Annotated in this window: 20 protein-coding genes; 12 read left to right on the top strand and 8 right to left on the bottom strand. The window is 73.5% G+C overall.

Going from position 1 to position 20,791, the window contains the following annotated elements:
• Positions 1-5 precede the first annotated feature (5 nt).
• Together F1D97_RS00625 and recQ are read right to left on the bottom strand one after the other, a co-directional pair.
• Positions 6-1,166, bottom strand: coding sequence for a lytic polysaccharide monooxygenase (locus F1D97_RS00625; protein ID WP_236121828.1), 1,161 nt, complete (start codon positions 1,164-1,166; stop codon positions 6-8).
• A gap of 189 nt (positions 1,167-1,355) precedes the next feature.
• Positions 1,356-3,434: a DNA helicase RecQ gene (gene recQ / locus F1D97_RS00620; RefSeq protein WP_236121827.1), complete on the bottom strand. Its 2,079-nt coding sequence runs from the start codon at positions 3,432-3,434 to the stop codon at positions 1,356-1,358.
• Positions 3,435-3,579: 145 nt separating this feature from the next.
• Here recQ and F1D97_RS00615 point away from each other — a divergent pair, with 145 nt between their 5' ends.
• Genes F1D97_RS00615 through F1D97_RS00595 form a run of 5 tightly spaced genes read left to right on the top strand, consistent with a single transcriptional unit; the run spans position 3,580 to position 7,211 of the window.
• Complete coding sequence (locus tag F1D97_RS00615; RefSeq protein WP_236121826.1) at positions 3,580-4,401, top strand: SDR family NAD(P)-dependent oxidoreductase; 822 nt, start codon at positions 3,580-3,582, stop codon at positions 4,399-4,401.
• 29 nt (positions 4,402-4,430) lie between these two features.
• Positions 4,431-5,009 (top strand): orotate phosphoribosyltransferase, encoded by a 579-nt coding sequence (gene pyrE / locus F1D97_RS00610; protein ID WP_236121825.1) that lies wholly within the window; start codon positions 4,431-4,433, stop codon positions 5,007-5,009.
• Positions 5,010-5,019: 10 nt separating this feature from the next.
• Positions 5,020-5,895: a hypothetical protein gene (locus tag F1D97_RS00605; protein ID WP_236121824.1), complete on the top strand. Its 876-nt coding sequence runs from the start codon at positions 5,020-5,022 to the stop codon at positions 5,893-5,895.
• Entirely contained in the window at positions 5,888-6,610 is a 723-nt protein-coding gene (locus F1D97_RS00600) for a DUF3137 domain-containing protein (protein WP_236121823.1), read from the top strand. Before F1D97_RS00605 ends, F1D97_RS00600 begins: the two co-directional genes overlap by 8 nt.
• 31 nt (positions 6,611-6,641) lie before the next feature.
• On the top strand, positions 6,642-7,211 hold the full coding sequence (locus tag F1D97_RS00595; protein WP_236121822.1) for a LemA family protein: 570 nt from the start codon (positions 6,642-6,644) through the stop codon (positions 7,209-7,211).
• A gap of 445 nt (positions 7,212-7,656) precedes the next feature.
• Here the strand turns inward: F1D97_RS00595 and F1D97_RS00590 are convergent, their stop codons facing one another.
• The 3 genes from F1D97_RS00590 to F1D97_RS00580 all read right to left on the bottom strand — a co-directional run bounded on the left by F1D97_RS00590 (position 7,657) and on the right by F1D97_RS00580 (position 10,155).
• A complete protein-coding gene (locus F1D97_RS00590; RefSeq protein WP_236121821.1) occupies positions 7,657-8,553 on the bottom strand; it encodes a YwiC-like family protein in 897 nt (298 codons plus the stop codon).
• Between the two features lie 107 nt (positions 8,554-8,660).
• Positions 8,661-9,434: an HAD-IIA family hydrolase gene (locus F1D97_RS00585; protein ID WP_236121820.1), complete on the bottom strand. Its 774-nt coding sequence runs from the start codon at positions 9,432-9,434 to the stop codon at positions 8,661-8,663.
• Positions 9,424-10,155 carry a VTT domain-containing protein gene (locus F1D97_RS00580; RefSeq protein WP_236121819.1) on the bottom strand — a complete coding sequence of 244 codons (732 nt, stop codon included), beginning with the start codon at positions 10,153-10,155 and terminating at the stop codon, positions 9,424-9,426. The genes F1D97_RS00585 and F1D97_RS00580 overlap by 11 nt, the downstream gene beginning before the upstream one ends.
• Before the next feature lie 146 nt (positions 10,156-10,301).
• Here F1D97_RS00580 and F1D97_RS00575 point away from each other — a divergent pair, with 146 nt between their 5' ends.
• The 3 genes from F1D97_RS00575 (at position 10,302) to fbaA (ending at position 13,219) form a co-directional block, all read left to right on the top strand.
• Complete coding sequence (locus F1D97_RS00575; RefSeq protein ID WP_236121818.1) at positions 10,302-11,351, top strand: NAD(P)H-dependent flavin oxidoreductase; 1,050 nt, start codon at positions 10,302-10,304, stop codon at positions 11,349-11,351.
• 70 nt (positions 11,352-11,421) lie between these two features.
• Positions 11,422-12,066: a TrmH family RNA methyltransferase gene (locus F1D97_RS00570; RefSeq protein WP_236121817.1), complete on the top strand. Its 645-nt coding sequence runs from the start codon at positions 11,422-11,424 to the stop codon at positions 12,064-12,066.
• A gap of 130 nt (positions 12,067-12,196) precedes the next feature.
• Positions 12,197-13,219 carry a class II fructose-bisphosphate aldolase gene (fbaA, locus tag F1D97_RS00565; protein WP_236121816.1) on the top strand — a complete coding sequence of 341 codons (1,023 nt, stop codon included), beginning with the start codon at positions 12,197-12,199 and terminating at the stop codon, positions 13,217-13,219.
• A 95-nt stretch (positions 13,220-13,314) separates the two neighbouring features.
• Here fbaA and F1D97_RS00560 read toward each other — a convergent pair whose 3' ends face one another.
• A complete protein-coding gene (locus F1D97_RS00560; protein ID WP_236121815.1) occupies positions 13,315-13,644 on the bottom strand; it encodes an STAS domain-containing protein in 330 nt (109 codons plus the stop codon).
• Between the two features lie 176 nt (positions 13,645-13,820).
• On the opposite strand from F1D97_RS00560, the gene F1D97_RS00555 reads away from it, so the two are divergent.
• Entirely contained in the window at positions 13,821-16,049 is a 2,229-nt protein-coding gene (locus F1D97_RS00555; RefSeq protein WP_236121814.1) for an ATP-binding SpoIIE family protein phosphatase, read from the top strand.
• 103 nt (positions 16,050-16,152) lie between these two features.
• On the opposite strand, the gene F1D97_RS00550 is transcribed toward F1D97_RS00555, so the two are convergent.
• Entirely contained in the window at positions 16,153-16,512 is a 360-nt protein-coding gene (locus tag F1D97_RS00550; RefSeq protein ID WP_236121813.1) for an STAS domain-containing protein, read from the bottom strand.
• Between the two features lie 162 nt (positions 16,513-16,674).
• Between F1D97_RS00550 and F1D97_RS00545 the strand changes: the two genes are divergently transcribed.
• Together F1D97_RS00545 and F1D97_RS00540 are read left to right on the top strand one after the other, a co-directional pair.
• The gene (locus F1D97_RS00545) at positions 16,675-17,100 is read left to right on the top strand and encodes a DUF3151 domain-containing protein (protein ID WP_236121812.1); all 426 of its coding nucleotides are present in this window, start codon (positions 16,675-16,677) and stop codon (positions 17,098-17,100) included.
• A 133-nt stretch (positions 17,101-17,233) separates the two neighbouring features.
• On the top strand, positions 17,234-18,520 hold the full coding sequence (locus F1D97_RS00540; RefSeq protein ID WP_236121811.1) for an adenylosuccinate synthase: 1,287 nt from the start codon (positions 17,234-17,236) through the stop codon (positions 18,518-18,520).
• 79 nt (positions 18,521-18,599) lie between these two features.
• Here the strand turns inward: F1D97_RS00540 and F1D97_RS00535 are convergent, their stop codons facing one another.
• Positions 18,600-19,919: an MFS transporter gene (locus F1D97_RS00535; RefSeq protein WP_236121810.1), complete on the bottom strand. Its 1,320-nt coding sequence runs from the start codon at positions 19,917-19,919 to the stop codon at positions 18,600-18,602.
• An 87-nt stretch (positions 19,920-20,006) separates the two neighbouring features.
• On the opposite strand from F1D97_RS00535, the gene F1D97_RS00530 reads away from it, so the two are divergent.
• On the top strand, positions 20,007-20,720 hold the full coding sequence (locus F1D97_RS00530; RefSeq protein ID WP_236121809.1) for a helix-turn-helix domain-containing protein: 714 nt from the start codon (positions 20,007-20,009) through the stop codon (positions 20,718-20,720).
• The last annotated feature ends 71 nt before the right edge of the window (positions 20,721-20,791 follow it).

Raw genomic sequence — 20,791 nt, 5'->3', positions numbered from 1 at the left:
GGACGTCAGCGGACGATGCAGCTCGCCCCGTTGAGGGTCGCGGACTTCACCGGGGCGGGCGTGCCCGAGCCGATGAAGCCGAACGACACCGCGTTGTGGTGCGCGATCGTCGCGTTCCACGCCACGTTCTTCGCGGTGACAGTCGACCCGGACTGCGTCGCGGTGGCGTTCCACGCCTGCTGGACGGTCTCACCGTTGGCGAACGTCCACGTCACGGTCCAGCCGTTGACGGGTTGCATCGTCGCGTTGAACGCCGTGACCGTGCCCTGGAAGCCACCCGGCCACGCGTTGGAGACGTCCACCCCGATCTCGCACTGACCGTCGGTCGGCGTCGGGGTCGTGGCCGTGTTCGTCGGGGTGGCCGTCGGGGTGGGCGACGGGCTGGTGTTCGGGGTGCCGTTGTCGTCCGGGGTGGGCGTGACGTCCGGAGTCGGCGTCGGGGTCGGCGTCGGGGTCGGCGTCGGCGTGGAGGTGCTTCCGCTGAAGTCCACGTCGACGCAGTTGTAGAACGACTCCGGGCTGTCGGTGCGCTCCCAGATGTTGAACAGCACGTGCTTGCCGCTCTTGTTCGACGGCAGCGTCACGTTCCAGTAGTACTCGGGCCCGGCGACGCCGCCCTCACGCAGCGGCGGGTTCAGCACGCGGTCGAACGGGGCGGGCTCGAGGTCGTCCCAGCCGATCGGCTCGGACGGGTTCCAGCCGTCCTTCGTGATCCAGGTCGTGAAGTAGCCGGGGTGCCGGGCGACCGCCGCGTACTTGAAGGTCATCTGCTGACCGGGGCGGACGCTCGTCGTCGGCCACGACGTGGACGGCGTGTTGTAGGACGCGAACTTCGCGTCCGGGCCGCAGAGCTTGCCGTCGGCGATCGTCTCGTGGCGGCCCGCGATGGTGCCGAGCAGGTTGCCGTACCAGTTGTAGAACGAGTAGTTGCCCTCGTTGGCGAACGCGTTGACGCACGCGGGGTTGCGCGGCTTCATGTTGCCGGCCTCGCCGGCCGCGGCGCCGCCGGCCAGGCCGTCCTCGTAGCACGCGTACGTGCGTGTGGCGGGGTCGGTGAGGCCGCCGTGCGCCTGTGCGGCGCTCGGGATGGCGGCCAGTGCGATCGCTCCGACGACGACAGCGGCGAGGCCGCGTCCCGTCCGGAGGATGGTTCGGTGCCGTTGCATGTCGGATCACCCTCACTCGAGTGCGCGGCATCCTCGCCGCAGGGTCAGGACACCGGCTGGGGCGGTGTCGTTCCAGGCTGCGGAGCCGACCCTCCTACGGGGAACCGCCGAAACGTTTCTTGCTGCGACTCGCCACGGACGAGGACGTGCGGAGTTGCCCCGGCCTGCGGCCCGGGTCCGACGAGCGCGTCAGCCCGCGAGCGTCGCGAGCACGCCCTCGCCGTAGCGCTCGAGCTTCGTCGCGCCGACGCCGCCGATCGTCGCGAGCTCGTCGACCGACGAAGGGCGACGCAGCGCGATGTCGCGCAGCGTCGCGTCGTGGAACACGACGTACGCGGGCACGCCCTGCTCCTTCGCGGCGCCGGCCCGCCACGCGCGCAGCTTCTCGAACAGCTCGAGGGTCTCGCCGTCCAGGTCGGCGGCCGCCTTCGACGACGAGCCCGACGAGCCGGAGCCGCCGGACCCCGACGAGCGCCGACGCGTGCGCTCCGGCTCGCGCCGCACCAGGACCGTGCGCTCGCCCTTGAGCACCTCGCCCGACGCCTCGACCAGCTGCAGCGTCCCGTACCCCTCGGTGTCGACCGCCAGGAGCTCCGCGGCGATGAGCTGGCGCACCACGCCGCGCCACTCGGCGTCGGACAGGTCCGCGCCGATCCCGAACGTCGACAGCGACTCGTGCCCGAGCTGCGTCACGCGCGCCGTGCGCTTGCCGCGCAGCACGTCGACCACGTGACCCACGCCGTAACGCTGCCCGCGCTGCGCCATGCGCACGATCGTCGAGAGCAGCTTCTGCGCGGCGACCGTGCCGTCCCACGTGGACGGAGGAGTCAGGCACGTGTCGCAGTTGCCGCACGGCTCGGCCTGCTGGCCGAAGTAGTTGAGCAGCTGCACGCGCCGGCACGACGCGGTCTCGCACAGCGCGAGCATCGCGTCGAGGTGCTGCGTGAGACGCCGCCGGTGCGCGGCGTCGCCCTCCGAGGTGTCGATGAGACGCCGCTGCTGCACCACGTCCTGCAGCCCGTAGGCCATCCACGCGGTCGACGGCAGGCCGTCGCGCCCGGCGCGCCCGGTCTCCTGGTAGTACCCCTCGACGGACTTGGGCAGGTCGAGGTGCGCGACGAACCGCACGTCGGGCTTGTCGATGCCCATGCCGAACGCGATGGTCGCGACCATCACGATTCCGTCCTCGCGCAGGAACCGCGCCTGGTTGTGCGCGCGCACCTGCCGGTCGAGCCCCGCGTGGTACGGCAGCGCGGCGACCCCCTGCGCCACCAGGTACTCCGCGGTCTGCTCGACCGACGCCCGGGACAGGCAGTAGACGATGCCCGCGTCGCCCGCGTGCTCCGTGCGCAGCAGGTCGAGCAGCTGCGCGCGCGGGTTGTCCTTGGGGACGATCCGGTACTGGATGTTGGGCCGGTCGAAGCTCGCGACGAAGTGCCGCGCGTCCTCGAGCTGCAGCCGCTGCGCGATCTCCGTGTGCGTGACCTTGGTGGCGGTCGCGGTCAGCGCGACGCGCGGCACGTCCGGCCACCGCTCGTGCAGCATCGACAGCCGCAGGTAGTCGGGCCGGAAGTCGTGGCCCCACTGCGACACGCAGTGCGCCTCGTCGATCGCGAACAGCGCGACGGTCCCGCGGTCCAGCAGGTCGATCGTGTCCGGCACGTTGAGCCGCTCAGGGGCGAGGTAGAGCAGGTCGAGCTCGCCCGCGAGGTACGCCTCCTCGACCTCGCGGCGCTGCCACGCCTGCTGCGTCGAGTTGAGGAAGCCGGCGCGTACGCCGAGCGCGGACAGCGCGTCGACCTGGTCCTGCATGAGCGCGATCAGCGGCGAGACGACGACGCCGGTGCCCTCGCGCACGAGAGCGGGCACCTGGTAGCACAGCGACTTGCCGCCACCGGTCGGCATGAGCACGAGCGCGTCCCCGCCGGCGACGACCGTGTCGATGATCTCCGCCTGGTCGCCGCGGAACTCGTCGTACCCCCAGACGCGGCGCAGCACCTCGAGCGGCGTCCCGGACGCGGCGGCGGCCGCGCGGGCCGGGGTGTCCGACGAGCCTGCGGACCTGCGCGACGACCGGCCCGCGGTGCCACGGGTCGTCGCCGCGACCGCGGCCGCGAGCTCGCCCGAGCCCGCGTCGTGCGGGACGCCGTGCGCCCACGCGTCGAGGTCCGGCGGCGCGTCGTCGTAGAACGGGTCGTACGGCGGCTCGTCCGGCCAGGGCTCGGCGCCCACGGGCGCGTCGAGGAGGGGCGAGTCGTCGGGGTGCACGCGACCACCCTACGAGCCCCGACCGACACGACCCCCGGTCGTCCACAGCCCTCGTCGTCCCCGCGGACCCGCCGGTCCCGCGTCGCCCGTCCCGCGCGAGCGTGGCGGAGGTTGCCGGGTCGGTCCCGGTCCGTAGGGTGGGCGCGTGGGAACCGCACTCGTCACCGGCGCGTCCGCCGGCCTGGGCCTGGAGTTCGCGTGGCAGCTCGCGACGGCCAGGCACGACCTCGTCCTCGTCGCACGCGACGAGGCCCGCCTCACGCGCCTCGCGCACCAGCTCGAGGCGGGCGCCGGCGTGCGCGCCGAGGTGCTCGTCGCGGACCTGTCCGACCGGGCGCAGGTGGAGCGCGTCGCGGACCGGCTGCGCGACGACGAGCGCCCGGTGGGGCTGCTGGTGAACAACGCGGGCCTCGGGCTCAACCAGCGCTTCGTCGGCGGCGACCTCGAGCGCGAGGAGCGCGCGCTGGACCTCATGGTCCGCACGCCGCTCGTCCTGTCGCACGCCGCGGCGGACGCCATGGTCCGACGAGGGCGCGGGGCGATCCTCAACGTCGCGTCGGTCGCGGCGCTGCTCGCGTCGGGCACGTACTCCGCGCACAAGGCGTGGGTCCGCTCGTTCACCGAGGGACTCGCGGTCGAGCTCAAGGGCACGGGCGTCACCGCGACCGCGCTGTGCCCCGGGTTCGTGCGCACCGAGTTCCACGAGCGCGGTGCGATCGACGTGTCCGCCTACCCGGACTTCGCGTGGCTCGACGCCGAGGACGTCGTCGCGCGCGCGCTCGCGGACGTGCGGCGCGGGGTCGTCATCTCCACGCCCAGCCTGCGCTACCGCTCGGTCTCCGCCGCGGCCCGGCTGGCCCCGCGCAGTGCGATCCGCGCGGTCGGTCGCTACCGCAAGGCCCTCGAGTCGCCGGGGGCGACGGCCTCCTCCGAGGCTGACGCCGAGCCTGTGGACGACGCCCGCTGAGCCGTCCCCGGCGGCGGTAGCCTTCCCGCGTGACCGACGCCACCCTCGCCGCCAGCCCTCGGGACCAGCTCCTCACCCTCATCAAGGACCTCGCCGTCGTGCACGGCAAGGTCACGCTCTCCTCGGGCCGCGAGGCCGACTACTACGTCGACCTGCGCCGCGTCACGCTGCACCACCGCGCGGCGCCGCTCATCGGCCACCTCATGCTCGACCTGCTCGAGGAGGTGGGTCTCGGCACCGCCGAGGTCGACGCGGTCGGCGGGCTGACGCTCGGCGCGGACCCGGTCGCCACGTCGGTGCTGCACGCGGCCGCGAGCCGCGGGCAGGACGTCGACGCGTTCGTCGTCCGCAAGGCCGGCAAGGCCCACGGCCTACAGCGCCGCATCGAGGGGCCGGACGTCACGGGACGGCGCGTCGTCGTGCTCGAGGACACCTCGACGACGGGCGGCTCCGCGATCACCGCGGTCGAGGCCGTGCGCGAGGCGGGCGGCGAGGTCGCGGGCGTCGCGGTCATCGTCGACCGTGGCACCGGTGCCCGCGAGGCGATCGAGGCCCTCGGCGTCCCGTACCACTTCCTCTTCGACCTGGCCGACCTCGGCCTGGCCTGACGGGCCGGTCGTGCGGGGGGAGCGGGCGGCACCCGAGCGGCAGGGCTACGTCCGCCTCGCCGTGGTGCTGGGAACGTGCTGGGCGGTCACCTCGCTGATCTACGCGATCACGACCGAGGAGCCGCTGCTCTACTCCCTCGCCATGCTGGCCATGGTGTCCTTGGCCGGCGCCTTCTGGGTCGTCGTGCTCAGCCGACAGGGTCGCCGGCATCGCGCGCAGACAGCCGACGCCCAGCGCCTGGCGCGCGAGCGCGGGTGGTTGTTCGCGGCGCGCGACGACTCGGTGCTCGACGGCCTGACCGGTCCTCCGCGCGTCACCGAGCCGTACGCGACTCGTGACCTGGCAGTCGACGTCACGCGCACCCTTCGTCTGCTGCCCGTGGACGTGCCCGGAACGCCCGAGCGGGACGGTGCCACCGCGGTCGAGCTGGAGACCGTGACCTACACGTACCGGTACGTCGCGCAGCGGCCCGGGGGCATCCCGCTGTCCGCCGACCTGCAGGTCGTGGCGGTCCGGCTCCCTGCCGACCTGCCGAGGACCGAGGTCATGCCCGAGGCGTTCGGGAGGTCCGTGCTCGGGGCGCGCGGCAGGCGTGGTCTCGAGCTCGGTGTCCCGGAGTTCGACACGAGGTACGTGGTCGACGCCGAGGAGCCGCGCGTCGCGTGGGACCTGCTGACCGGTGGGCTCGCTCGCAGGCTCGTCGATCCCGACCTGCTGCTCGGTCTTCCCTGGGTGGTCGAGGGCGGCTGGATCCTGACGTGGCACGATCCGCGCTTCCTTCGGAGCGCGACGATCGACCACTGCCTGCACCTGCTCGATACAGTGCTCGCCTTCGTCCCGCCGCACGTGTGGCAGGACGCCCGGACGGAGGTGGGTCGTGTCTAGCTCGGGTGCGGTCTTCGGGGCCGGGTTCGACGTCGCGTGGATCCTGGGCATCGGCGCCGCGTTGATGATCCTGATGGTGGTCTGGTCGACCATCTCGCACCGCAAGCACCAGGCGGCGCTCGACGCGTGGCTCACCACCCGGGGCTGGACCCGGCAGCCCGACGACCGCTCGCTCGTGAGCCGGTGGCGCGGGTCCCCGTTCGGTACGGGCGACAACCGCAAGGTCTGCGACACCGTCGCGGGTCGGTTCCAGCAGCACGAGCTGATGTCGTTCGTGTACTCGTACGAGACGTCGAGCACCGACTCGGACGGCAAGCGCAGCACGACGACGCACACGTTCCACGTGGTCACGTTGCAGCTGCCCGCGTTCCTGCCGGACCTCGAGGTGACGCCCGAGTCGGTCGGCTCGCGCCTGGCCACCGCGTTCGGCAAGACGGACCTGGACGTCGAGTCCGCCGAGTTCAACAAGCGCTACGCCGTGCGGGCGACCGACCTGGCGGTCGGGCACGCCATCCTCCACCCGCGGCTCGTCGAGCGCCTGCTGCGGGAGAACCGGGTCGCGTGGCGCATCGAGGGCACGACGCTGCTCACGTGGGCGCCCGGCCGCACGGACCTGCAACGGTTCGACGCGCGGATCGCGCTGCTCGCCGCGATCGCCGACGCCGTCCCGCGTCATGTCTGGCTGGACCACGGGCACGACCCGCTGGCCCGCTAGGCTCACACCTACCCCTGGAGAAGGAGTCCTCGTGCCTGGTGGAGCCATCGCCGCGATCGTCGTGGGCGTGCTCGTCGTCATCGCCCTGCTGTGGGCCGTCGCGCAGTACAACGCGCTGGTGCGCCTGCGGAACCTGGTGCAGGAGTCGTGGCGTCAGATCGACGTCGAGCTGCACCGCCGGCACGACCTGATCCCGAACCTCGTCGAGACCGTCAAGGGCTACGCCGCGCACGAGCGCGCGGTGTTCGACGAGGTCACGCGCGCGCGAGCCGCCGCTGCGGGGCAGGGCGCGTCCGTCGCGGAGCAGGCCGCGCAGGAGAACCAGCTGACGCAGGCCCTGGGCCGCCTGTTCGCGGTCGCCGAGAACTACCCGGTGCTGCGCGCGAGCGAGAACTTCCAGCAGCTCCAGAACGAGCTGTCGACGACCGAGGACCGGATCGCCGCCGCGCGCCGCTTCTACAACGCGAACGTGCGCAGCCTCAACACCAAGATCGAGACGTTCCCGACGAACGTCATCGCGGGCATGTTCCACTTCGAGCGCGCGGAGTACTTCGAGGTGCAGGACCCGCAGGTCCGCCAGGCACCCACGGTCCAGTTCTGACCAGGACGCGCAAGCTCCTGAGCTGACGAAGGCCGGTCGCGACGCGACCGGCCTTCGTCATCCCCCCCGCCCCGCACCCACCACCTCGCCCCGCACCCACCACCTCGGCCCGCACCCACCACCTCGACCCGCACCCACCACCTCCGACCCGACGGCGTGCCCGCCGGCCCCGGCCGGACCCCCACCCCCCGCCGAGTGCGCACGTTGGTGCGCGAGTGCGCACGCACTGCGTGCGCGGTGGGACCGGAACGCGCGCACTCGGCGGGAGGTGGGTGCCCCCGACCGTGGGTGCGAGTGCGCGCGCGGGTCGGTGCGGGGTGGTGGGCCCCCGCGCCGGTCGGTGACCGGCCCTTGCGCGAGTGCGCACGTTGGTGCGCGAGTGCGCACGCACGGCGTGCGCGGTGGGGCCGGAACGTGCGCACTCGGCGGGGGTGGGGCGGGGTGGTCAGGGGAGGAGGGTGGGGGTGGTGAGGGTGGCGGCCGTGACTGCGAGGGTGGCCGCGATCTCGCCGAAGCCGATCGCCTTCGGGCTGGGCCAGGGGCGGACGCGGGGGACGAGGACCGCACGGGCGAGCAGGCAGGCGGCGACGACGACGAGCGCGACGGCCGCCCCGGTGCCGCCGGACCGGTCGTCGGCGAGCCGGGAGACGAGCACGGCGCAGGCCGCCAGCACGAGCGCCGCGTGCCAGCCGACGGACACCGCGAGCACGACTCGGCTGCCCCGCGAGCGCAGCAGCGTCTTGACGTAGGGGACCGTGCCGAGGAAGTAGCCGGCGAGCACGGCGGCGACGGCCCAGGCCGCCGCGTCGTCCGCGCCCGGCGGCACCCACGTCCCGGTGAGGGTGGTCGCGGACGGGGTGCCGTCCCGGCCGAGGCCCGCGGACACCACGCTCATGAGCACGGCGGCGCCGACGGTCACGGCGTCGTTGAGCCACGACCGGTCCGCGCGTCGCCGTGAGCACACGAGGCTTGTCGTGAGCAGCACGCCGTAGGCGGGCGCCCAGCGCACGAGCCCCGGCGCCGAGCCGAGCAGGACGGCCCCGAGCACGACGAGCGTGACCCCGTACGCGCGCACGGGCGGCAGGTAGCGCGGTCGTCGGGACGCGCGCAGCCACAGGCCGGTCGCGTGGAACGCGAGGTACGCGACGAGCCAGGTGACGAGCAGGAGCGCGTTGCGCCAGGTCGGGGTGGTCAGGATCGCGCCGACGAGCACGGGGACGACGAGCATGGCCCACGCGCCGTGCTCGCGCGGCACCCAGCCGGGGCCTCGTCGTCGCGACGCGGGCCGGGCGCCGGCCGGGCGTGGCGTCGTCGGGCGGGCCGGTGCGGGCGGGCTGGGCATGCGCGCAGGATCGCCCGAGCGTGCCCGGTTCGCCCCGGGACCAAGGTCCCGGGTGGGTGCGGCGCCCCGCGCGTGGGAGGCGCCCGCGACCGAGCGGTCGGACGAGGTCAGACGAGGTCGACGAGGTCCGCGACGGACCCCACGATCTCCGACGGCCGGAACGGGAAGCGCTCGACGTCCTCGCGCCGGGTCGACCCCGTGAGCACCAGGTAGGTGCGCAGGCCGGCCTCGATGCCCGCGACGACGTCGGTGTCCATGCGGTCCCCGACCATCGCGGTGGTCTCGGAGTGCGCGCCGAGCCGGTTGAGCGCGGTGCGCATCATGATGGGGTTCGGCTTCCCGACGAAGTACGGCTGCCGCCGCGTGGCGGCCTGGATCATGGCGGCGACCGCGCCGGTCGCGGGCAGGTCGCCCTCGATGGACGGCCCGGTGACGTCGGGGTTGGTGCAGATGAACCGCGCGCCGCCCTGGATGAGCCGGATCGCCTTGGTGATGGCCTCGAACGAGTAGGTGCGCGTCTCGCCCAGCACGACGAAGTCGGGCTCGGCGGCGGTGAGCGTGTAGCCCGACTCGTACAGCGCGGTCGTCAGGCCGGCCTCGCCGATCACGTAGGCGGACCCGGTGGGCATCTGGTCGACGAGGAACCGCGCGGTCGCAAGTGCGGACGTCCAGATCGCGTCCTCGGGCAGGTCGATGCCGGACGTCGCGAGGCGCGCGCGCAGGTCACGCGGCGTGAAGATCGAGTTGTTCGTCAGGACGAGGAACGGCCGCTCGGCGTCGCGCAGCGCGCGCACGAACTCCGCCGCACCGGGCACCGCGATGCCCTCGTGCACGAGCACGCCGTCCATGTCGGACAGCCAGGCCCGGATCTCACGCGTCACCGAAGGTCCTCCGCTCGACGTCGGAGCGCTCCGCGGGCTCGTCGTACCGCTCGTCGCGCGTGCGCCGCTTGGCGCGCCAGACCTCCCACACCATCGGCAGGACGGAGATCAGGACGAGGACGACGAGCAGCGCCTCGATGTTGTTCTTGACGAACGCGATGTTCCCGAGCGCGAAGCCCAGGAGCGTCACCCCGACGCCCCACAGCAGCGCGCCGATGACGTTGAACGACACGAAGTGCCGGTAGCTCATGTGCCCGACGCCCGCGGCGACGGGGGCGTACGTCCGCACGATCGGCACGAAGCGCGCGACGATGATCGTCCGCCCGCCGTACTTGTCGAAGTACGCGTACGTCTGGTCGATGTACGACTGCTTGAAGAAGCGTGAGTCGGGCTTGTTGAACACCTTGGGCCCGGCCTTGCGGCCGATGAGGAACGCGGTCTGGTCGCCCAGGAACGCGGCCAGGAAGATCAGCAGGCACAGCAGCCACAGCGGGAAGTCGAGGACGTCCTGCGCGACGAGCGCACCCGCGGTGAACAGGAGCGAGTCGCCGGGCAGGATCGGGAACAGCAGCCCCGTCTCGATGAACACGACGATCACGATGCCGAGGAGCGCGGCGCCGCCGAACGACTGGATGAGGTGGTCGGCGTCGAGGAAGTCGGGCCCGAGGGCGGGGACCGGCCCCACGGCAGGCAGCGCCGCGAGGGCGGTCGTCGTGAGCATGCCCACCAGGGTACGGGCGTGTCGTGTGCGGGGCTTGCGTCCGGACTGCGAGGTTCGCGTGGACGTGCAGGACAGCGCGCCGCGGGGGGTGTCCGACGAGTGGCGCAGGTCACCGTCGCGGTGGCCCCGCTCGGTACAGTCGCCGCATGACGGGCCGGTTGGAGGCGCTGCTCGGGATCGAGGTCCCGGTCGTCCTGGGACCGTTCGGCGGTCTGTCGTCGGTCGAGCTCACGGCGACGGTGAGCAGGCTCGGCGGGCTCGGGTCCTACGGCCTGTACGGCTACGCACCGGACCGGGTCGAGCGCACCGTGGCGGAGCTGCGTGCCGCGACGGACCGGCCGTTCGCGCTCAACGTGTGGCTCGCGCGCGGCGACGAGGTGCGGCCCGGCGAGGTGGACCTGACGGGTCCGCGCGCCGCGGTGGATGCGTTCTTCGCGGAGCTGGGCCTCGCGCAGCCCGACGAGCCCGACGCGTACCTGCCGGACGTCGACGAGCAGCTCGCGGCGGTGCTCGACGCGCGCCCGGCTGTGCTGAGCGTCGTGTACGGCGTGCCCGCGCCGTGGGTCGTCCAGACCGCGCACGAGCGCGGCACGCTCGTCGTCGGGACCGCGACGACCGTCGACGAGGCGCGCGCGCTCGCGGACGCGGGGGTCGACGCCGTGGTCGCGTCCGGTGCGGAGGCCGCCGGCCACCGCGTGTCGTTCCTGCACGACGCGGCCGATGCGGTCGTCGGGACGTTCGCGCTGGTCCCGCAGGTCGTGGACGCGGTTCGTGTGCCCGTGCTCGCGGCCGGCGGTGTCGCGGACCGTCGCGGCGTGGCCGCGGCCCGCGCGCTCGGGGCGCACGGCGTGGTCGTCGGCACGGCGTTCCTTCGGACGCGGCAGTCGGCCGCGAGCGACGCGCACCGCGCGGCGATCGCCGCGAGCCCCGCGCACGGCACGGTCCTGACGCGCGCGATGAGCGGACGCCTCGCTCGCGGTGTGCCGAACCGCGCGGTGCGGGCCGTCGAGGCTGCGGGCGCGATCGCGCCGTTCCCCGCGCAGAACTGGCTCACGGGCCGGTTCCGGGCGGTCGCGGCGCAGCGCGACGAGGGTGAGCTGCTGTCGCTGTGGGTCGGTCAGTCGGCCGCGCTCGCCCGCTGGGACGACGCGCAGGCCGTGTTCGCCGAGCTCGTCGCGGGCCTGCGGGACTCCTGACCCCGACATCCACGCGGACCCGCGCGTACCCGCCGTGTCCCACGCGGGCGACGCCCGGCCCGGGGTTAGGTTGGGGCGCGTGGAGGAGTCCGAGGTCGGTGTCCCCCCGTGGCCGGGCGGGCCGCAGGCGTGGCCCGACGCGCCCCACTACGACCCCGAGCTGCTGGCCCACGGGGACCGGCGCAACGTCGCCGACCGGTACCGCTACTGGACGCTCGAGGCGATCGTCGCGGACCTCGACGCCCGGCGGCACACGTTCCACGTGGCGATCGAGAACTGGCAGCACGACCTCAACATCGGGTCGGTCGTGCGGACCGCGAACGCGTTCCTCGCGGCGCGCGTGCACATCGTCGGGCGCCGGCGCTGGAACCGGCGCGGCGCGATGGTGACGGACCGCTACCAGCACGTGCAGCATCACGCGAGCGTGGGGGAGCTCATCGCGTGGGCGAACGCCGAGGACCTGCCCGTGCTCGGGGTCGACAACCTGCCGGGGTCCGTGCCGATCGAGGGGTACCCGCTGCCGCGTGCGTGCGTGCTGCTGTTCGGCCAGGAGTCCGTGGGGCTGTCCGACGAGGCGCGCGCGGCGGCCGTGGACGTCCTGCACATCGCGCAGTTCGGCTCGACGCGGTCGATCAACGCGGGCGCGGCCGCGGCGATCGCGATGCACGCGTGGGTCGAGCAGCACGCCGACCTGCCGGCGCCCGCGGACGCCTGACGCACCCGGCCGCCCACGAGCGCAGCCGCAGGTCGCGTCCATGGGAAGGACGTCCCGGCCACCGAGACGGCGGGTAGTGGCAGACTCGGTGCCGACACCACCCCCATCCAGCCACAGGAGTTGTGAGCGCATGGCCATCGCCACCCCCGAGGTGTACGCGGAGATGATCGACCGGGCGAAGGCAGGCAAGTTCGCCTACCCGGCCGTCAACATCACGTCGTCCCAGACCGTCACCGCCGCCATCCAGGGCTTCGCGGAGGCCGAGTCGGACGGCATCATCCAGGTCTCCGTCGGCGGTGCGGAGTACGCGTCCGGCTCGACGATCAAGGACCGCATCGCCGGTTCGCTCGCGCTCGCCGCGTACGCGCGTGAGGTCGCGAAGAACTACGACGTGACGATCGCGCTGCACACCGACCACTGCGTCAAGAAGAACCTCGACTCCTGGGTGCGCCCGCTGTTCGCGCTCGAGGCCGAGCAGGTCAAGCGCGGCGAGAACCCGACGTTCCAGTCGCACATGTTCGACGGCTCGGACATCCCGCTCGAGGAGAACCTCGTCATCGCCGCGGAGCTGCTCGAGCTCTCGCAGGCCGCGCGCACGATCCTCGAGATCGAGGTCGGCGTCGTCGGTGGCGAGGAGGACGGCCACGAGGCCGAGATCAACGAGAAGCTGTACACGACGGCCGAGGACGGTCTGGCGACGGTCCGCGCGCTCGGCGCCGGCGAGAAGGGCCGCTACCTGACGGCCCTCACGTTCGGCAACGTGCACGGCGTGTACAAGCCGGGTGCGGTCAAGCTGCGCCCGTCGATCCTCGCGGACATCCAGAAGGCCGTCGGCGCGGAGATCGGCAAGGAGTCGCCGTTCGACCTCGTCTTCCACGGCGGGTCGGGCTCGACGGCCGCGGAGATCGCCGAGGCGGTCGACAACGGCGTCATCAAGATGAACATCGACACCGACACGCAGTACGCGTTCAGCCGCCCGGTCGCGGACCACTTCTTCCGCAACTACGACGGCGTGCTGAAGGTCGACGGCGAGGTCGGCAACAAGAAGGCGTACGACCCGCGCGCGTGGGGCAAGCTGGCCGAGGCCGGCATGGCCGCCCGCATCGTCGAGGCCGCGCAGCAGCTGCGCTCGGCGGGCCAGAAGATCCGCTGACCCGGGCGCGCTGAGCACCAGCGCTCGAACCCACGAGCCGCCGCGGTCCTTCCTCGGACCGCGGCGGCTCGTCGTGTGCTCGGGCCGTGCGGGTGTCAGGGCGTCGTGTCGGGTGCGACGGGCTGGAACTCCCGCTCGTCGGACTCCTCGACGACGTCCAGCAGCTCGCCGATCCGCGTGACCTCCAGCAGGAAGCGCACGGTCGGCGGGACGCGCAGCAGCCGCACGCGGTGCTGCGAACGGATCGACAGGCGGGCGAGGAACGCCACGCCCGACGAGTCCATGAACGTGACGTGGTGCGCGTCCACCTCGATCGGCAGACCCGCGTTCTCGGCCTCGGTGGTGGCCTCGTGCAGCTCGGGGCCGAGGTCGGCGTCGACCTCCCCGGACAGGACGATCCTCGTCGTGTCCACCCCGACGATCACGTGGACGCCCCCCTGCTCCCCGTCACCTGGTGACGAGGAGCGCGTCGGGCCGGCCGTCGGCTGGACGGGCCCGCCCTCCATCGTGCTGTTACCGTCGCGCACGGTGCTCCTTCCGCGAGTGGCGACGACAGGACGACGTCGCACCCGTTCGGCACGCTAGACGATCGGAGGTGGTGGTGGTCAACACCCCGGGCACGACCCGTACGTCCGGATCTGTCGAGGAGGCCGCGACCGAGGCCTCCGCAGGGCCCGCGCAGGCCCCCACGTCGGGCGTGCTCGCGCCCCCGTCGACCGCCCTGCTGGCGCGCGCGCTCGAGGCCACGATCGTGCCGTACGCGATGTGCGAGGCGGGCGACCTGCGCATCGTGTGGGCGAACGAGGCGTTCGAGCGGACCATGGGCTACGACGCCGCGGGGGCGCGCGAGCGGCAGCGGCAGCCGATCCCCGAGGGGGCGCGCCGGCACGGTGAGATGGCCGCGCTGCGGGCGCGGCTCGCGCAGGGGGAGCCGACGACCGCCGAGCTGTCCATCCCGCGCGCCGACGGGTCGCTGTTCCCGTGCCGGGTGCACTTCGCGCCGGTCGAGGCGCCGGCCGGGCCGCCGGGCGACGAGACGCCCGACGGGAGCCCCGCGGGCCCCGCGCACTGGATCGTCGCGTTCGAGGACCGTTCCGAGCGCGTCTCGCACGACGAGCAGCAGGCGGCGCTCGTCGAGGCGGAGCGCCGCGAGCGCCGCAGCGTCAGCATCATCGTCCAGGTCTCCGACCTGCTCATGGACGTCACGGACCGCGCGACGCCGCTGCACGAGATCGCCACGCTGCTGCAGCGCTCGGTCGTGTCGTGGGCGGCGTTCTACGTCAACGACGGTGGTCTGCGGCCCGTGGACGCGACGAGCGAGCTGCGGCCGCCGTCGGGCCGTGGGAGCCGGCACGGCGAGCACCGCCGCCCGGACGGCGGGGACGTCGAGCACGCGCCGCAGGACGCCGTGCAGCAGCTCCTCGACGGGGACCGGGACCGGCCCGTCGAGCTCGTGCTGGACCGCGACTACGCGCGCGCGAGCGCGTCGCACTGGCTCGTCGAGCGGGTCGCGCTCGAGTCGGGTCTCGACGAGCTGCCGGAGGCGGCGTTCGTCGTGCCGGTGCCGGGGCGTCGCCGGGTCATCGGCGTGCTCGTCGTGCTGCCGCGTCCTGAGGCGGGCGGGCGGCTCGAGGCGTCGACGACGACCGTGCTCGAGCTCATCGCGCGCCGCGTGGGCCTCGTGCTCGACAACGCTCGCCTGTACGACCGCGAGCACCGTCTCGCGGAGACGCTGCAGCGCGCGATGCTTCCGCAGCAGGCCGAGGTCGACGGCCTCGACGTGTGGACGTACTACGCGCCGAACTCCGAGAACGCACAGGTCGGCGGCGACTGGTACGACGTGCTGCAGATCGAGCACGACGTCGTGGGCGTGGTGATCGGCGACGTCGTGGGGCACGACGTGGAGGCGGCGGCGGCGATGGGCCAGCTGCGTTCGGTGGTGCGGTCCTACGCGTACGACGTGACGCTGCCGGGGCCGGTGCTGGAGCGTGTCGACCAGCTGGTCGCGGGCATGCGGATCCCGCGCGCCGCGGGGCTCGTGCTGTCCACGCTGCACCGCCTGGGCGACCGCTGGCTGCTGCGCTGGTCGCGCGCCGGGCACCTGCCGGTGCTGCACGTGCGCGGCGGTGAGGTGGCGCAGCTGCTGGCCGCGGGCGGGCCGCTCGTCGGGTTCGGCAACGGGCAGCGCGGCACGGCCGAGCTCGAGCTCGAGCCCGGTGACGTGCTCGTCTACCACACGGACGGTCTCGTCGAGCGGCGCGACCGCGACCTGCGCGAGGGTCTCGACGCGCTGTCCCGCGTGGTCGCCGGCGTCACCGCGCGCGACTCCGCGGGCATCGGCGAGGAGCTGCTGTCCCGGCTCGCGGACCACCCCGAGGACGACGTCGCGGTCGTCGTCGTGCGCGTGCCCGACCCGAGCGACGTCGCGCAGCGGGGCCGCAGCCCGCGGCGCCGGCGCTGGTCGCTGCCGAGCGAGGCCGCGTCGGTGGGCCGCGCGCGGCACGCGGTGGTGCGCACGTGCCACGCGTGGGACATGCCGGACGCGTCGAACGCGGAGCTCGTCGTCTCCGAGCTCGTCGCGAACGCGGTGCTGCACGGCTACGGCCACGTCTCGCTGCAGCTCTACGACACGGGCGACGGCCTGCGCATCGAGGTCGAGGACGGCAACCCCGCGCCGCCCGTGACGACCGACGGCCACCCCGGGCGCGTCGGCGGGTTCGGCATGCAGATCGTCGAGCGCCTGGCCGACTGGGGCTGGCGGCAGTCGAGCCGCGGCAAGGTCGTGTGGGCCAAGGTGCGCCCGGGCGCGCTGCCGCCGACCGGCCGCTGACCGGGACGCCGCGAGCAGGAAGCGGCCGCCGGCAGGTCATGGGCGCCCGCGGGCGCACGCGGGCCGAGGACGCGCCGCCAGGGCGTGCCCGGGGCCGGGTGCGTCAGGTGGTCGCGGGCGCCGAGAAGTCCGACGTGGGGCGCGCGTCCTCGCAGCGGTGGTCCGCGTCGATGCGGAACAGCTCGAGCGCGCCGCAGACCTCGAGCACGAACAGGTCGCGCGGGTCCGCGCCGCGCAGCGCCGCGGCGCCGCCACGCTTGCGTGCCGAGTCGGCGAGCGAGATCAGGAAAGCTGCCCCCGTGGAGTCCATGAACGTCACGCGGCACATGTCGATGACGACGAGCTGACGGCGCAGCCCGACGACCCGCGCGGCGACCTCGGGGAACTGGTCGCGCTCCGCGAGGTCGAGGTCGCCGGAGATCACGAGCGTGGTGCTCGTCGGCGACGTGGAGATCTCGATCATGTGTGTGTCCGTCCCCAGGGGGTGTGGTGGCTCGGCGGGTCGACACTAGTTGGGCCGTCGAGGGTCCGCACGCCGAACCGGGCGACTCCCGGACGGTTGTCCGATGAAGTCCCCCGGACGCCACGCGCCGCTCGTCGGGCCGGGACGGGTCAGACTGGTGCCATGACGCACGAGAACCTCCTGGGCCCCGAGCCGACGCTGCTGCCCGCCGACGGTGACGACGCCGAGGCCCGCGCAGCGCTCGCGGCGGGCGAGGACGCGCGGGGCGCGGTGCGGGTCGCGCCCGCGGCCTCGCTGGTGTGGGCCCTGCTCGCGGAGCAGGCGCTGCAGGACACGGGCGACCCGGTGGCGGCGTACGCGTACGCGCGCACCGGCTACCACCGCGGGCTCGACGCGCTGCGCCGCGCGGGGTGGCGCGGTCGCGGCCCGATCCCCGCGGACCACGAGCCCAACCAGGGCTTCCTGCGCGCGCTGCTCGCGCTCGCGGAGGCGGCGGACGCGATCGGCGAGTCGGACGAGGCGGAGCGCTGCCAGCAGTTCCTCGTCGACTCGGGCACGTCGGCCGAGGAGGTCTCGGGCCTGCGCTGACCGACGGTCGCGACCTGACCGTTTCTTGACCGTCGGGTACCCTCTCGGAGGTACCGGGTCCTGTCGCCCTGTGCCCGCCGCCGCCCGACGCGCGGCTCGGCGAAAGCCTCAGGCAGGTGGGAGTGGTGATCAGATGCCCGCCGTCGTGGTGCTCGGCGTCCAGTGGGGCGACGAGGGCAAGGGCAAGGCGACCGACCAGCTCGGCTCGCGCATCGAGTACGTCGTGAAGTTCAACGGCGGCAACAACGCCGGCCACACGGTCGTCGTCGGCGGCGAGAAGTACGCGCTGCACCTGCTGCCCTCGGGCATCCTCTCCCCGGGCGTCGTACCCGTCATCGGCAACGGTGTCGTCATCGACCTCGAGGTCCTGTTCCAGGAGATCGACGGCCTGGAGGGCCGCGGTGTCGACACCTCGCGCCTGCTCGTCTCGTCCGCCGCGCACGTCATCGCGCCGTACAACCGCACGGTCGACAAGGTCACGGAGCGGTTCCTCGGCAAGCGCCGCATCGGCACCACGGGCCGCGGCATCGGCCCGACGTACGCGGACAAGATCAACCGCGTCGGCATCCGCGTGCAGGACCTGTTCGACGAGAAGATCCTCGCGCAGAAGGTCGAGGGTGCCCTCGACCAGAAGAACCACCTGCTCGTGAAGGTCTACAACCGCCGCGCGATCACGGTCGAGGAGACGGTCGAGGACCTGCTGCGCTACGCCGAGCGCCTGCGCCCGTTCGTCGCGGACACGCCCCTGGAGCTGAACCGCGCGCTCGACGCGGGCAAGACGCTCGTGTTCGAGGCCGGCCAGGCGACGATGCTCGACGTCGACCACGGCACGTACCCGTTCGTGACGTCGTCGTCCGCGACCGCGGGCGGCGCGTGCACGGGCTCGGGCGTCGGCCCGACCCGCATCGACCGGGTCGTGGGCGTCGCGAAGGCGTACACGACGCGCGTCGGCGAGGGCCCGTTCCCGACGGAGCTGCTGGACGACGACGGCGAGTGGCTGCGGCAGACCGGCGGCGAGTTCGGCACGACGACGGGCCGTCCGCGCCGGACCGGCTGGTACGACGCGGTCGTCTCGCGGTACGCGTCGCGCGTCAACGGCTTGACGGACATCGTCCTGACGAAGCTCGACGTGCTGACCGGCCGCGACCGCATCCCGGTGTGCGTCGCGTACGAGGTGGACGGGCAGCGCGTCGACGAGATGCCGCTCGACCAGTCGGACTTCCACCACGCCACGCCCGTCTACGAGTACCTCGACGGCTGGACGCAGGACATCACGGGGGCGCGCGAGTGGGACGACCTGCCCGCCGCGGCGCAGCGCTACCTGGAGTTCCTGGAGTCGGTGTCCGGCACGCGGATCAGCGCGATCGGCGTCGGACCGGGCCGTGAGGCGACGATCATCAAGCACGACCTGCTCGACTGAGCGCTCGTCCGCAGCGCACGCCGAGAGCCGGTGACGCGGGGGTTCCCCGGTCACCGGCTCTCGTCGCCCCTGGAAGGTCTCAGGCGGGCTCGTCGTGCCGGTCGGTGTTCGCGGCCTCGGCCGCGGCGACCGTCGAGCGGCGCACGGTGAGCGCCGGGTACGCGATGGCGAGCGCCGTCAGGACGGTCGCGCCGACGAACAGCGTGGGCAGCCCCGCGTGCTCGGCGACGAGCCCGCCGAGCAGCGCGCCGACCGGCATGAGGCCGTAGCCGATGGTCCGCCCCGCCCCGGTGGTGCGGCCGAGCAGGGCGCGCGGCACGATCCGCTGGCGCAGCGACTGCGAGATGGTGTTGCCGATCGTGTTGGTCAGGCCGAGGAAGAAGATCGCGACGACGAGCGCGGGGACCGTCGGCGCGACGAGCGGCACGACCATGAGCGGCACGCACGCGAGCCAGCACCCGTACATGACGGCGAGCTCGGGGAGCCGGTCGACGAGCATCTCCGTGAGCAGCGAGCCGATGACGGCGCCCACGGCGAGCACGGCGGTGACGAGCGGGAAGTGCTCGGCGCGCATCTCCATGCGCGACCCGGGCCCGACGACCCACAGGATGAACACCGAGAAGTACGCGGTGCTCGCCATGTTCATGACGCCGCCGCCGATGACGAACGGGCGCAGCACGGGGTGGTGCACGACGTAGCGCAGGCCCTCGCGCACGTCCGCGACCGGCTTGCTCTCCTGCGTCCGCTCGGGCTTGTAGCGTCCCGGCACGCCGCGCAGGAGCACGACGACCGCGATCACGGCGAGCCCGGCGGGCAGGCCGAACACCCAGCCGGTGCCGAGGGCGAGCAGGCCGCCTGCGACGGGTCCGCCGACGAACGTGTTGGTCACCTGCTGCACGGCGATGAGCCGACCGTTGGCCGCCTGCAGCCGGGGCCGCGGCACGACGTCCGGGACGAGCGAGGTCTGCGCGAGGTCCGCGAACACCTCCGTCACGCCGTAGAGCAGGACGAGCACGACGAGCGCGGGCATCGACAGCGCGTCGGTCAGCGCGAGCCACGCGCCCACGCCGAGCAGCGCGGCGCGGGTGGCCAGGGCCACGACCTGCGCGGTGCGACGGTCGGTGCGGTCGACCACGACGCCGCCCGCGAGCCCGAGCAGGAGCCAGGGGAGCCACGTGGCCGCCGCGAGCAGCGAGATCTGACCGGGGGAGCGCGTGAGCGTGAGGGCGACCAGCGGTGCGCCCATCTGCACGATGCCGTCGCCGAGGTTGGCGAGGCCCGTCGTGGTGAGGAGCGCGGTGAACCGCGAGCCGAGCGGCTCGGTGGTCACCGGGGTCTCCGCGGGCACCGACGACGCGGTCGCCGCGGTGACGTCCTGGTGCGTCTGCGTGGTGGTCATCGGTGCTCCCGTTAGGCTCGTGGTAGTGCAGAGAGTTCGATGCAAAGGAATCTCTGCAAAGGAACGAGTGCAAAGGTATCTCTGCATATGGCCGAGCGCAAGCCCCCCGCGTCCGTCGACGACGCCGCGACGCCCGACGAGGGAAGGCGGGTTCGACTCCCGTCTTCCGCGCAGGGTGCGGACGGCGCACCTGCCGAGTCGTCGCCGCTCGAGTCGTCGTCGCCCTTCGGCGACGCGCCCCGCGCGCTCGGCGTCGAGGCCCTGAAGGCGTTCGCGCACCCGCTGCGCATCGCGATGTACCGGTACCTGACCGCGCACGGCCGCGGAACGGCGAGCCAGGTCGCGCGGCACCTGGGGGAGAGCACCGGCCAGACGAGCTACCACCTGCGCCAGCTCGAGCGGCACGGGCTGATCGAGGACGACCCGACGGCCCCGACGGGCGGTCGTGAGCGCTGGTGGCGGCCGGTCGGCTTCACGCTCGACCGGCGGCACCTCGACGACCCGGCCGCGCGCCTCGCGGCCGACACCGCGCTGCGGGCGGTCATCCAGGAGCGCGCCGAGACGTTGCAGACCTGGTTCGACTCGATCAGCACCGCGGCGCCGTGGGACGACGTGGCGGTGCACACCACGTCGTCGTCGGACCTCACGCTCGAGGAGGCGTCCGCGCTGTCCCACGAGCTCGTCGAGGTCATCGACCGGCACACGGACGCGGCCAAGGCGCGCAAGGAGGCGGGCGACACCGAGGGTCGCCGCCGCGTGCGCGTGTACGCCGACGTGTTCCCGCTGCCGCTCGACGACTGACCCGACGACGGGCCCCGACGACCGGCCCCGACGACGGGCCCCGACGACCGGCCCCGACGACTGACGTGTGG

It is taken from the genome of Cellulomonas palmilytica, assembly GCF_021590045.1.
Taxonomy (GTDB): Bacteria; Actinomycetota; Actinomycetes; order Actinomycetales; family Cellulomonadaceae; genus Cellulomonas; species Cellulomonas palmilytica.
Note: the sequence above shows the minus strand (reverse complement) of the source record. Positions and strands in the feature narration are given on the sequence as shown.

Excerpts from the sequence above, each read along its gene's own strand:
- F1D97_RS00625 (WP_236121828.1), bottom strand. The coding sequence starts at position 1,166 with ATGCAACGGCACCGAACCATCCTCCGGACGGGACGCGGCCTCGCCGCT.
- F1D97_RS00590 (WP_236121821.1), bottom strand. The coding sequence starts at position 8,553 with ATGCCCAGCCCGCCCGCACCGGCCCGCCCGACGACGCCACGCCCGGCC.
- F1D97_RS00580 (WP_236121819.1), bottom strand. The coding sequence starts at position 10,155 with ATGCTCACGACGACCGCCCTCGCGGCGCTGCCTGCCGTGGGGCCGGTC.
- F1D97_RS00575 (WP_236121818.1), top strand. The coding sequence starts at position 10,302 with ATGACGGGCCGGTTGGAGGCGCTGCTCGGGATCGAGGTCCCGGTCGTC.
- fbaA (WP_236121816.1), top strand. The coding sequence starts at position 12,197 with ATGGCCATCGCCACCCCCGAGGTGTACGCGGAGATGATCGACCGGGCG.
- F1D97_RS00550 (WP_236121813.1), bottom strand. The coding sequence starts at position 16,512 with ATGATCGAGATCTCCACGTCGCCGACGAGCACCACGCTCGTGATCTCC.
- F1D97_RS00545 (WP_236121812.1), top strand. The coding sequence starts at position 16,675 with ATGACGCACGAGAACCTCCTGGGCCCCGAGCCGACGCTGCTGCCCGCC.
- F1D97_RS00540 (WP_236121811.1), top strand. The coding sequence starts at position 17,234 with ATGCCCGCCGTCGTGGTGCTCGGCGTCCAGTGGGGCGACGAGGGCAAG.
- F1D97_RS00535 (WP_236121810.1), bottom strand. The coding sequence starts at position 19,919 with ATGACCACCACGCAGACGCACCAGGACGTCACCGCGGCGACCGCGTCG.
- F1D97_RS00530 (WP_236121809.1), top strand. The coding sequence starts at position 20,007 with ATGGCCGAGCGCAAGCCCCCCGCGTCCGTCGACGACGCCGCGACGCCC.